The following is a 12,384-nucleotide window of genomic DNA, read 5'->3' on the forward strand; positions in this document are numbered from 1 at the left end:
CGGAGCGGGTGGTTCGTCCATATGTACGGGGTAGACGCAGGGCGGGAGCGCGCGCGGCGGTACGGAGCCCATCCGCCCGCGTAGAACCGGCGCAAGCCGGGCAGCCACCCTGAAGTCGGACAGTGGTGGGGAGTTGAAGGACCTTGAGCACGCAGGAACGCCGGCGCGCCGGAGCACCGGTAACACCGGTCGGCACCGCGAGGACGGACGCCGGGGACGGGGCGCGTATCCCGCGGCAGTTGTGGGTGGAGGAGCCGGCCAGGAAGCGGCGGATGCCGGACGCGGTGCGGACGGCGGCGGTGCGCGCCGTGCTCGTCATGTCGCTGACGATCATCCAGGCGGTGGTCGCCTTCCTGTGCACACTGGCCGGTTCCTGGCTGGCCTTCCCGATGGTGCTCAGCAGTGTGGCCAGCACGGTGGTCGCCACCTGGGCCGTGCTGGACGTCTGGGTCACCCGGCAGGTGTGGAACCAGCGCCACGGCGTGGTGTCCGAGCCGAGCAGTACCGCCCGGCAGATGCGCCGGGAGCGGCGGCGGGCCCAGCGGGCGGCGCGGGCGGCCGAGCGGGACGAAGGGGGCGGCAGGATATCCGGCCGCCGGAGCACCGGCGATCTCTCCCGGGCGTGAGACCTGCCTACCTGCGGACCGTCTCCGCAGGGCATGAACCCTGTCCGCGGGCCCGATGCCTCATCGGGCCCGCGGGAGCCGGAAGTTACGCCTCCGGCTGCGGCTGCGCGGCCTGCTGAGTGCTCCGCTTGAACATGCGGGTGGCCGTGATCTCGCCGTGGACCGTCTCACCTTCCGGGTCCTGCTGCGGCAGTCCGGGACGCAGGTGCTCCTCCACGCTGATGTACTTCAGCCCGGCCCTCAGGTCGGCGTCGTTGCGCAACCGGATGACGAGCGGGAATTCGGCGAGCGCGGTCGTGTCGAAGAGGCCGGTCGTGTAGAGCAGCTGCACGCCGAGCGCGTCGGAGACCGCGCGCTGGAGCTCCAGCAGATACGTGGCGTTGGCGCGGCCGATCGGGTTGTCCAGGAACAACGTGCCCGCGTGCCGGTGGCGGTCGCGGCCCCGGTCGTTGCTGCGCAGCGCCGCCATCGTGCAGTACAGGGCGATGGCGGCGGTGAGGAGCTGGCCGCCGGAGAAGACGTCGCCCATCTGCCCGACCGGGACCCGCTCGGCGCGGAGCACGGCGTCCGGCTTGAGGATCTCCACCGCGATGCCCTTGGGCCGCAGCGCCGCCTCGACGCCGCGCAGCAGCAGGGACATGCCGTCCCGGCGCAGGTCGGAGTTCTTCTTGAGGGCCGCGTGCGTCGCCTCGTCGATGACCTCGCCGAGGCGCTCGGTGAGGGTCGCCTGGTCGGGCTCCTCGAAGCGGATCCGGAGGAATTCCTGCCCCGACCACTCCCCCAGTCCTTCGGGGAGTTGGGAGAGCCGCTGGGCGGAGCGGAGGGTGGCGAGGGCGGACTCGACCAGGCCACGCAGCCGGTCGACGATGGAGTCGCGGTTGCGCTCCAGCTGGACCAGCTCGTCGGTCAGGACGCGCAACCGGGGCGCGAAGGCGTCGGCCCACTTCCGCGCGTGCTCCGGCAGCGCGGATGCGGGCAGTTCGCGGATCTGCTGGCGGGCCGGGGTGCGGACCTGCTCGTAGCGGGTGGAGTTGGCGTGCCGTACGAGGATGTCGCTCGCTTCCCGTACGGCGCTCTCGGCGGCCGAGAGGTCGGTGGAGCAGCCGCGCAGGGAGCGGCGGGCCTCGGCGGCGGAGTGCCGGGCCTCCTCCAGCGTGCCGGGATACGGGTCGGGGCCTTCGGTGCCGTCCTCCGTGCCGTGGTCGCGGAGGAGGTCACGCAGGAGGGCCGCCGTCTCGTCGAAGCCGCCTGCCGAGTCCTCGGCGGTGCGGTGGGCGTGGAGCAGCTCGCTGTGGGCGGCGCGGGCGGTGTCCAGGGCGGCGGTGGCGGAGGCGAGTTCGCCGGTGGCCGTACGCAGGAGGGTCTGGGCCTGGTCGGCGTCGGCCGGGACCAGCTCGTCGGGCAGCTCGGTGTGGTGCGGCCGCTCGTCGTCCGGTGCGAGCCGCTCGGCCTCGCCTCGGTACCGGCCCAGCTGCTCGCTGGCGGTGGAGGCCCGTGTTTCCAGGAGCTGTACGTGGGATTCGGCGCGGGCCGCCGCCGCCTGGCGGGAGGGGCCGTCGGCTCCGTCGGTGCCTTCGAGGAGCTGGGCGGCGCGGGTGCGGACCTTGTTGGTGAGACGGTCCAGCTCGGCGAGGGCGGCGCTCTCGTCGCTCTCGGCGCGGGCCTGCTCGGCGCGCAGGTCGGCGCCGACGCCGACCTTCTCGTACAGCTGGGACGCGGCCCGGTAGGCCTCGCGGAGGGTGGGCAGCGCGGTGCGGGGCTTGGTCTCGTCGGGCTCCGGGAGGATCTCCGGGGCTCCGGCGATCTCGGCGCGCTCGGCCCGCAGGGCGCGGGCGGTGCGGCGGGCGTCGTCACCGGCGCGCTGGGCGGCCCGGCGGTCCTCGTCGGCGGAACGGGCCAGGTCCAGGCAGACGGCGGCGCGGGCCTCGGACTCAGCGGCCTCGTCGACCAGTTCGCGGAGCCGGACCTGCCAGCGGGCCCGCTCGCGCAGCCGGTGGGCGAGCCCGGCCAGCGCGTCGGCGACCCGGCGGGCGCGCTGGGCGGCCTCCTGGCGCTCCTCGCGGACCCGGGCGGTGTCGGCAGCGGCCTCGTCGGCCTCGGCGCGGGCGGTCCGGGCCTCGGCGAGGACGGCTTCGGCGCTCTCGGCCGCCGTACGGGCGGTGGCGGCGGCCTCGGCCAGCTCGGTGAGCATGCCGGGCGGGCAGTCGGCGCGCCAGGAGCCGATGCGGGAGGCGAGGGCCCGGTCGGCCGAGAGGCGGGCGGTGAGTGTGCGGATGTCCTCGTCGCGGGCGGCGGCGCGGGAGCGCAGGGCGTGGCGCTCCTCGTCGGCGGCGTGCTCGTCGTGCATGGCCGGGTTCGGCGGGACGAGGAAGACGCCGTCGTGCTGCGCGTCGGAACCGGTGCCGGGGTCCGGGACGGGAGCCAGGAGAGCGGCGGCGGTGCCGACGGCGACGGCCGATCGGGGCAACAGGGCGGCGCTGCCGAGGACTTCGCGGGCGCGGGTGTGGGCGTCGGGGTCGGTGATGACGACGCCGTCGACCAGCTCCGGGCGGGCGGCGAGGACGGCGGCGTGGTCGGCCGGGTCGACGGCCTGGGCGAGGTAGCGCCAGCCTGGCAGGGCCGGGATGCCGTGCTCGCCCAGGTACTCGACGGTGGCGAGGACGTCGGGGCCGGGCGGCAGCAGCCCGCCTTCGCCGAGCGCGCCGAGGATGCGGGCGTCGTCGGCGGCGGCGGTGCGCAGGTCGAAGAGGCGGCGCTCGGCGGCCGTCACGGACTGGTCGAGGAGGTCGCGCAGTTCGTCGGCGCTGCGGTCGAACTCCTGGGCGGTGAGCGGTTGGTGGAGCGTCGTGGTCTGGTCGGCCAGAGCGACCGCGCTGTCCGGGGAGGCGTCGGTGGGGCTCACGCCGGTGGCTGTGCCGTCGCTCTGAGGGCCGGTGCGTGCGGCTTCGCGCTGTGCTCCGCCCGGCGCCTCCTCGCCCGCTCCACGGCGCGGGTGCGGGACGCCCGTACCCGTGGGCAGGCCGAGCAGGTCGGCCAGGCGCGGGTCGGCGGCGATGGACTCGGCGGCGCTGAGCTCGTCCTCGTAACTCTGCTCCGCCGCCTTGGCTCCGTCGGCGGCACGGGCGGCGGCCAGCTCGGCGCGGCTCTCGGCGGCCGACGCCTCGCGGGCCTGGTCGGCGGCGGTGCGGGCGGCCTCGCGGGCGGTGTCCCAGGCGGCGACGGCGGACTGTTCGGCGTCGCTGGCGGCCAGAGCTGCGCGGGCCGGGTCGGCGTCGGGCGCGGTGTTGTCGAGCCAGCCGGCCTGGACCGCCTCGCCGGTCTCCTGCTCGACCTCGGCGAGGCGCTGGCGCAGGTGGCCGGCCTCGCTGCGGGCGCGCTGGGCCTCGGTGGCGGCGACGGTGGCGTCACGGTGGGCGCGCTCGCCGGTGGCCTGGAGGGTCTCGGAGCGCTCCTCCTGCTCGTTGGCGACGCGCTCGCCGTCCTCGGCGGCGGTGTGCAGCGCCCGGACGAGTTCGGCGGCGGCGGTGGCGCGGGCGGCGAGCGCCGGGGCCGCGTCGCGCTCGGCCTCGCGGATGGCGGCGGCGACCCTGGCGGAGCGGTCGGCGGCGGCGCGGTGGCGCAGGACGGCCTCGGCGGCCTGCCAGGCGGCGTGCAGCGTACGGGCGTCGGCCAGCTCCTTGCGTCCGGCGGCGGCGCTCTTCTCGGCGGCGGCCAGGGCCAGGGAGGCGTGGCGGTAGGCGAGTTCGGCGGCGATGAGGGAGCGGCGGCCGCGGGTGGACTCGGCCTCGGTGACGGTGTGCGCGGCGGCGGTGACCCGCTCGGCCAGCTCGGCGGTGCGGCCGCGCTCCTCGGCGCCGCGGGCGCTCAGGCGGCGGGCGAGAGTACGGGTGCGGCGTTCGGCGGCGGCGTGGATGTCGCGGCTGCGGGCGCGGGTCTCGGTGGCTTCGACGATCCGGCCGAGGAGGTCGACCGAGCCTGCGGTGAAGTCGCGTTCGGCGGTCAGCTCGGCGCGGCGGCCGAGCTTGTTGCCGAAGCCGCTGACCAGGTCGGCGAGGCCGTCGGTGTCGCGGGTGTCGGTGACGGCACGGAGCAGCAGGTCGGTGAAGTCGGAGTCCTTCTTGACCGCGAAGAGTCCGGCGGCCTCACCTTCGTCGGCGTTCATCTCGCGCTGGTAGCGGAAGAGTTCGGGGTCGAGGCCGAGTTCGCCGAGGTGCTCGTTCCAGCGGTCGTGGATCTCTTCCCAGTGCACGTCGAGGTGTTGGTAGAACTTGCCGGCGTCCACCAGCGCGTCGCGGAACCCCTTCATCGTGCGGCGCCTGCCTCGCGCTCCGGAGACCCCTTCGGCGGGCCGGCCCACGGCGGTGGCCTCCGCGACGGGCAGGCTGTCCAGGCTGAGCCCTGGTCCGGGCCGGAAGGAGTACCAGGCCTCCGCGAACTTCCTCGGGTCGTTGGAGACCTGCCGCCCGCGCCACTCGCTGACCTTGCCGACGACGACGCACTCACCGGTGAGCGTGTGCTGCCACTCCAGGGCGACATGGCCGCAGTCGTCGGCGAGCAGGAACTTGCGGAGCACGCCGGAGCTGGCGCCGCCGAGGGTGTTGCGGTGGCCGGGGAGCATCACCGAGAAGATCAGCTTCAGCAGGACGGACTTGCCGCCGCCGTTCTCCAGGAAGAGCACGCCGGCCGGAGCGGGTCGGCGCGGCGGGCCGACCGGCTCGTCCTCGAAGAACTCCGCCTGCGCCGGGGCCGGGTTGGGGACGGGTTCACCGACGCCGCGCAGGTCGAGGACGGTGTCGGCGTAGCGCGCACCGGCAGGTCCGATGGAGTAGAGGCGGACCCGGGACAACTCGTACATGGCGGCGGACTCTCGTCGTTCGGAGAAGCGGTGGCGGAGCTGGGCGGTGCGGGCGGGGTCAGGAGGAGTGGAAGGGCAGGCCCGCGTCGGCGGCCAGCTCCATGCTGTCGGGGTCGGACGGCGGCAGCAGGGTGGCCGATCCGTCGGTGACGGGGACGACGCCGAGCTCCAGCAGCTCGGCCATGGCGGCGCTGCCCGCCATGTCGCGGACCTGGAGCTGGTAGCGGGCGGTGGTGCGGTAGGCGCCGCCCGCGTCGTCGCGGGTGCGCTGGAGGAAGCCGGAGTCGGTGAGGAAGGCGACGGCCTTGCCGATGATGCCGGTGGTGGATCCGGCGAGGCGGCGGGCGTCCTTGGTGGCGCCGGTGGAGCTGCGGCGGGCGTAGATCCGCCAGCCGGATTCGAGGCCCGGGGTGTCGGTGGCGGGGTCGGTGTTGTCGCCCTGCTCCTCGGCACGCTCCTCCAGACGCTTGCAGGCCTGGCGTACGAAGGCGTCGACGCCGTTGACCGTGATGCGGCCGATGTACGCGTCGTCGGCGAGATCCTCGGGGCGCGGGAAGGCGAGGGCGGCGACGGCGAGGTGGGCGAGGCCGTGGAGGAAGCGGTCGGCGGCGTCGGAGGAGGCGCGGCGCGCGTAGTCGCCCATGCGGACGGCGAAAACGGAGTCCTCGCCTGCCGTGACGGCCATCCCGGCGCGCGGCGAGACCTCCAGGACGATGAGGCCGAGCCCGGTGGCGACGGCGTCGGCGAGCCGCGCGAAGGCGCTCTCCTCCCGGTACCGGCGGAGCAGGTCGGCGTATTCGGCGTCGCGGGCGGGCAGCAGCTTGGGCTGGAGGCCGAAGGAGACCAGGCGGGCCGCGTCGGCGGCGTCGGCCGGGGTGACGGGCGTCGGGCCGGTGGGCTCGGCGGTGTGTGCGGGTGCGGAGTCGGTGACGTACGCGGAGGGCTCGGTCCACGCGTCGGGGTGCTCGGCGTCGTGGTCGCTCACGGTCGGGACTCCTCGGTACGGAAAAGGTGGGGGTGCGCAGGACGTACGGGGCCGGTCATGAGGCCTCCTTGCGGTCCGCGGCCATTCCGGCGGCGTCCAGAAGAGCCATGCCCACGATGAGGTCGGCGCCGCCGAACTCCGGGTCCTCCAGCTGCGTACCGTCGTCCACCGCGAAGAGCAGGCGCCGCTCGCCCTGGCGGTAGGCGGTGCCGACGGGCGGGCTGGCGGCGTGGACGGCGAGCAGCGCGACCAGGTACGGCAGGTCGGGATCGCTGCGACGGGCCTCGGCGAGCAGCCCGGAGAGTCTGCGCGGCGCGTCGTGCTCCAGGTCGAGCAGGGCCATGGCGCTGCTCAGCTGGGCGTCGCTGAAGCGGCTGTCGTCCGGCGTCGCGATCAGGTCGGGCTCCGGCATCTCCATGCCGAGGTGCTCGCGCTCCAGCGGCGGGGTCATGAGCATCTCGACCAGGTCGCCGACGCGGACGGAGGTGGGCGTGCGCAGCCCGGTGCCGTTCGCGAAGAACGCGTCGGTGGCCCGCAAGGACTGCTCGACGGGGAGCGGGAGGAGCGGGGCGAGGAGCTGACCGTACAGATCGAGGCCCGCGTGGGCGGCCGGAGTGGCGAACGCCTGCCGGTCCTGCTCGGCGCGGAAGAGCGGTCCGGCCTCCAGGAGGCGGGACTGGAGCTGGGTGTGGCGGCGGATGCAGTCCTTGACGATGTCGACGAGCTCGGCGGCCCGGCGCTTGTGCTCGGGGTCCTCGGCCTCGTCGCGCGCCTTGCGGATGTTGGTGAGGATCGCGTTCTCGTGGCGGTAGCGGTCGGCCACGTGGTCCAGGGCTTCGGCGATCATGTCCGGGACGGTGGTGAGCCAGTCGACCGCGCGGACGTTGCGCCGGGTCGCCTCCAGCGTGCGGCGCAGCGTCTCGGCGTACTGCACGGTGCGGTAGCGGGCCTGTTCGGCGGCGAGCTGGGCGTCCGCGAGGCGGCCCCGGCTGATGAGGACCTCCAGCTTGACCTCGGCGGCGATCTGGGCGCTGGTGACGTCGGTGTCCAGAGCGCCGACGAGGACGTTGACCGCTTCGTCGGTGGCCCGGAGGTAGACCGTGCCGCCGTAGCCCGGCACCTCCTCGATCAGCTTGAAGTCGTAGTCCCGGCGGACGTAGACGCCGTCGGGTCCGAAGGTGCCGTAGACCGCGCGGAAGCCTCGGTCGACGCTGCCGACGTTGATCAGGTTCTCCAGGACCCAGCGCGCGACCCGTTCGTGCTCGGCGACGGGACGGTCCGGCGCCTGGGCGCCGACGCGCGGCAGCAGCCTGGCCACTATCTGGTCGTGGTCGGCACCGGTGTCGAAGTCCATGTTGAGCGTGACGTGGTCGATCGCCGCGAGGGCGACCTCCGCCATGGCGTAGACCGTGTACTCACCGGCCAGATTCGCCTTGCGCACGTCGAGGTCGTGCAGCGGCGCCGTGCACGCGAGCGCGCGCAGCCGACGCGAGAGCCCCTCGTCGGCGGCAGGGCCCGGGGCAGGCCTCGGCCCCGCGTTGAGCTGCGGCGCAGCGTTTTCCGTGTCGGCAGGCGAAGTCACGAGGGACAGATTAGGTCCTCACACTGACAACGGTCGAAACGGCGTTTATGCGACCGGCGGCAGGCGGCCGCATCACGGCTTCCGGCCGGCCCCGCGCGCCCCCGGTCACACCCCCGCAGGCCCGTATCCGCCACCGCCCGGCGTCCGCACCACCAGCACGTCACCGGCCGCCAGTTCGGCGGTGTCGCACCCTTCCAGCCGGTCCACGCCGCCGCCCGCCCGCTCGATGTACTGCTCCCCGAGCGCCCCAGGCTCGCCGCCACCCGCTCCGTACGGCGGAACCCGGCGGTGACCGGAGAGCAGCGCCACCGTGACCGGCTCCAGGAAGCGGATCCGCCGCTCCACGCCTCCGCCGCCGTGCCACCGTCCCTCGCCTCCGCTGCCTTCCCGGACCGCGAAGCTCTCCAGGAGTACGGGCAGCCGCCACTCCAGGATCTCGGGGTCGGTGAGCCGGGAGTTGGTCATATGGGTCTGCACGGCGTCGGTGCCGTCGAAGCCGTCGCCGGCTCCGGAGCCGCTGGCCACCGTCTCGTAGTACTGGACGCGGTCGTTGCCGAAGGTGAGGTTGTTCATGGTGCCGGACCCTTCGGCCTGGCCGCCGAGCGCCCCGTACAGGGCACCGGTGACGGCCTGTGAGGTCTCCACATTGCCCGCGACGGTCGCCGCCGGATAGGCCGGGTCGAGCATCGAGCCGGGCGGAATCCGCACGTCCAGCGGCTTCAGACAGCCGCTGTTGAGCGGGATGTCCTCTCCTACGAGCGTGCGGAAGACGTACAGGACGGCCGCCGTCACCACCGAACGGGGTGCGTTGGTGTTGCCGGGCTGCTGCTCAGAGGTGCCGGCGAAGTCGATCACCGCGCTGCGGGCCTCCCGGTCGACGGTGAGCTCCACCTGGATCACGGCCCCGCCGTCGGTCTCGTAACGGAAGCCGCCGTCCTGAAGGCCCGCCACGATCCGGCGTACGGACTCCTCCGCGTTGTCCTGGACGTGCCCCATATAGGCGGCCACGACCTCCGTCCCGAACTGGTCGACCATGCGGCGGAGTTCCGCGATGCCCTTCTCGTTGGCGGCGATCTGCGCACGGAGGTCGGCGAGGTTGGTGTCCGGTGAGCGTGAGGGGTACGGGGCCGAGGCGAGCAGGTCGCGGGTCTCGGCCTCACGGAGGTGGCCGTCGCGGACCAGGAGCCAGTTGTCGAAGAGCACGCCCTCCTCGTGGATCGTCCGGCTGAAGGCGGGCATGGAGCCGGGTGTCGTGCCGCCGATCTCGGCGTGGTGGCCGCGCGAGGCGACCAGGAACCGGAGCTCGTCCTCGTCGAACACGGGCGTCACCACGGTGACATCGGGCAGGTGCGTGCCGCCGTGGTACGGATCGTTGATGGCGTACACGTCACCGGCGCGCAGGGTGCCGTCGTTGCGCCGGAGCACCTCCTTGATGGACTCGCCCATGGAGCCGAGGTGCACCGGGATGTGCGGAGCGTTGGCGATCAGGTTGCCGTCGGCGTCGAAGAGGGCGCAGGAGAAGTCGAGGCGCTCCTTGATGTTGACCGAGTGGGCGGTGTTCTCCAGGCGGACGCCCATCTGCTCGGCGATCGACATGAAGAGGCTGTTGAAGACCTCCAGCATCACCGGGTCCACCCGGGTGCCGACGGCCGTCCTCTCCGGCCGTGGCCGGGCCCGGGTGAGCACCAGGTGGCCGGTGGCGCTGCACGATGCCTGCCAGCCGGGGTCGACGACGGTCGTGGCGTCGTCCTCCGCCACGATGGCGGGTCCGGTGACGGTGTCGGTGGGACGGAGGTCCTCACGGCGGTACAACGGCGCCTGCTGTTCCCGGCCCTCGGCGTACATCGTGACGGTGTCACGGGGCTGGAGTGCGCCCTCGCGGGGTGCTTGGTCACGGGGGCCGGAGCCGTGCCCCCCGGTCGTCCCCGTGGCCTCCACCGAGACGGTCTCGACCACGATCGGCTTCTCCATGGTGAAGCCGAACCGGGTGCGGTGGTCGGCGGTGAACTCCTCGCTCATCGCGTCCACGGAGTCCTGCGCCACGGCGAGCGCCGCGTCCGTTCCCGCGTACCGCAGCAGAATTCTCGCGTGTGTGCTGATCGCGGAATCGGGCACTCCGTCGGCGCGCAGGTCGTCCCGCGTACGGTCGGCCAGCTCCGCGCAGAGCCGCTCGACCCGTTCCCGTACGGTCTCGTCCAGCCCCGCCTCCACGGACTGTTCGCGCATCGCGGTGGCGTCGGCCAGGCCGATGCCGTACGCGGAGAGCACTCCGGCGAGCGGAGGTACGAGGACGGTGTCGATGGACAGCGCGTCGGCGACGGCGCAGACGTGCTGGCCGCCGGCGCCGCCGAAGCCGGTGAGGGCATAGCGGGTGATGTCGTGGCCGCGCTGCACGGAGATCTTCTTCACCGCGTTGGCCATGTTGAGGACGGCGATCTCCAGGAAGCCCGCCGCCACGTCGGCCTCGTCCGGCCGGTTCCCGGTGGCGCGGCCGATCTCGTCGGCGAGCTCCGCGAACCGTTCCCGTACGAGGTCGGCGTCGAGCGGCCGGTCGCCGTCCGGGCCGAAGACGGCGGGAAAGTGGTCGGGCTGGATGCGGCCGAGCATGACGTTGGCGTCGGTGACGGTGAGCGGGCCGCCTCGGCGGTAGCAGGCGGGGCCGGGTTCGGCGCCCGCGGAGTCGGGGCCGACCCGGTAGCGGCGGCCGTCGAAGTGGAGCAGGGAGCCGCCGCCGGCCGCGACGGTGTGGATGCTCATCATCGGAGCGCGCATCCGCACTCCGGCGACCTGGGTGCCGAGCTCCCGTTCGAACTCTCCGGCGTAGTGGGACACGTCGGTGGAGGTGCCGCCCATGTCGAAGCCGATGACGCGGTCGTGTCCGGCCTGCCGCGACGTACGGACCATGCCGACGACGCCTCCGGCCGGACCGGAGAGCACGGCGTCCTTGCCCCGGAACGCGGCGGCCTCGCGCAGTCCGCCGTTGGACTGCATGAACAGGAGCCGGATGCCTTCGAGGCGGGCGGCGACCTCGTCGACGTACCGGCGCAGCACCGGTGAGAGGTAGGCGTCGACGACGGTGGTGTCGCCGCGTGGGACGAGCCTGATCAGCGGGCTGACCTCGTGGGAGGTGCTGACCTGCGTGAACCCGGCCTCGCGGGCCGCCTCGGCGACGGCCCGTTCGTGGTCGGGGTGGCGGTAGCCGTGCATCAGGACGACGGCGGCGCTGCGCAGCCCGTCGGCGTGGGCGGCGCGCAACTGCTCGCGTACGGCGTCGAGTTCCAGGGCCCGTACGGTGTGGCCTTCGGCGTCGATACGTTCGGGGACCTCGATCACGTGCTCGTGGACGGCCTCCGGGAGGACGATGTGGCGGTCGAAGAGGCGGGGACGGTTCTGGTACGCGATCCGCAGCGCGTCCCGGAAGCCTTCGGTGATGAGCAGCACGGTCGGCTCGCCGCGCCGCTCCAGCAGAGCGTTGGTGGCGACGGTGGTGCCCATCCGGACGGCGGCGACCCGGTCGGCGGGCACCGGCTCGCCGTCGCGCAGGCCGAGGAGCAGGCGGATTCCGGCCACGGCCGCGTCGTCGTAGCGGCCGGGGTCGTGCGAGAGGAGCTTGCGGGTCACCAGCCGGCCGTCGGGACGGCGGCCCACCACGTCGGTGAAGGTGCCGCCCCGGTCGATCCAGAACTCCCAGCGTCCGGTCATGGCGCCATTCTGTTCCGGCGGCTGCGAACCCGCAGGGAGAGACTCCGGCGCTAGCCCAGGAAGAGCGCCGCCAGCCGTGGCAGGTGGCGACGGCTGAGATCGGCGTCCTCGGCGTCCCAGTTCTCGCCGTCCGGCTCTCGGGGTCCTATTCGGCCCCGGCCGGCCGCCTTCACCGCCTCGTAGAAGCCGTCGGCCGCGCCTCCGGCCCGCTCGTACGCCGTCTTCACCGGCCCGGTCAGCGACTCGTAGCCGATCCAGCCGCTCTCCTCGCGGCTCATCCGGACCACGACCGGCAGCCCGGCCAGCGAGTCCGGGTCGGCCACCGCACGGGTGAAGACCTCGCGTCCGAGCAGGACGAGCCCGTCGCGGAAGTCCATGAACCCGTCGTCACCGCAGCCGCCTTCGATGAGGTACGCCGCGTTCCACAGAGGCCACCGGTAGGCCGAGCCGGTCACCTCGTACGCCGTCACGGCGAAGTCGACGATCCGCTCGGGCTCCAGCGCCGCGAGCACCTCGGTCAGTGCGCCGGGCAGCGGGTCGTCGGGCGGATCCCGGTCGTCCGCCCGGTCCCCGGCCGCCTCACGTGCCCGTCCGACGAGCCCCCACCACGTGTCGATGTCCATGGTGAGAAGCG

Annotated in this window: 6 protein-coding genes; 1 reads left to right on the top strand and 5 read right to left on the bottom strand. The window is 73.8% G+C overall.

Annotated features, from left to right (window positions below; translation table 11 throughout):
* Positions 1-143 precede the first annotated feature (143 nt).
* Entirely contained in the window at positions 144-626 is a 483-nt protein-coding gene (locus ABZ267_RS32005; protein WP_356754165.1) for a hypothetical protein, read from the top strand.
* Positions 627-711: 85 nt separating this feature from the next.
* Here ABZ267_RS32005 and ABZ267_RS32010 read toward each other — a convergent pair whose 3' ends face one another.
* The 5 genes from ABZ267_RS32010 to ABZ267_RS32030 all read right to left on the bottom strand — a co-directional run bounded on the left by ABZ267_RS32010 (position 712) and on the right by ABZ267_RS32030 (position 12,373).
* Positions 712-5,481: a hypothetical protein gene (locus ABZ267_RS32010; protein WP_356754167.1), complete on the bottom strand. Its 4,770-nt coding sequence runs from the start codon at positions 5,479-5,481 to the stop codon at positions 712-714.
* Positions 5,482-5,539: 58 nt separating this feature from the next.
* On the bottom strand, positions 5,540-6,466 hold the full coding sequence (locus ABZ267_RS32015) for a hypothetical protein (protein ID WP_356754169.1): 927 nt from the start codon (positions 6,464-6,466) through the stop codon (positions 5,540-5,542).
* Positions 6,467-6,521: 55 nt separating this feature from the next.
* Positions 6,522-8,048, bottom strand: a complete 1,527-nt coding sequence (locus tag ABZ267_RS32020; RefSeq protein ID WP_356754171.1) for a hypothetical protein — start codon at positions 8,046-8,048, stop codon at positions 6,522-6,524.
* A gap of 105 nt (positions 8,049-8,153) precedes the next feature.
* Complete coding sequence (locus tag ABZ267_RS32025; RefSeq protein WP_356754173.1) at positions 8,154-11,750, bottom strand: hydantoinase B/oxoprolinase family protein; 3,597 nt, start codon at positions 11,748-11,750, stop codon at positions 8,154-8,156.
* Between the two features lie 50 nt (positions 11,751-11,800).
* Entirely contained in the window at positions 11,801-12,373 is a 573-nt protein-coding gene (locus ABZ267_RS32030; protein ID WP_356363115.1) for a DUF4240 domain-containing protein, read from the bottom strand.
* Positions 12,374-12,384 lie beyond the last annotated feature (11 nt).

This window comes from Streptomyces sp. NPDC006174 (assembly GCF_040614075.1).
Classification (GTDB): Bacteria; Actinomycetota; Actinomycetes; order Streptomycetales; family Streptomycetaceae; genus Streptomyces.

Excerpts from the sequence above, each read along its gene's own strand:
- ABZ267_RS32030 (WP_356363115.1), bottom strand. The coding sequence starts at position 12,373 with ATGGACATCGACACGTGGTGGGGGCTCGTCGGACGGGCACGTGAGGCG.
- ABZ267_RS32025 (WP_356754173.1), bottom strand. The coding sequence starts at position 11,750 with ATGACCGGACGCTGGGAGTTCTGGATCGACCGGGGCGGCACCTTCACC.
- ABZ267_RS32010 (WP_356754167.1), bottom strand. The coding sequence starts at position 5,481 with ATGTACGAGTTGTCCCGGGTCCGCCTCTACTCCATCGGACCTGCCGGT.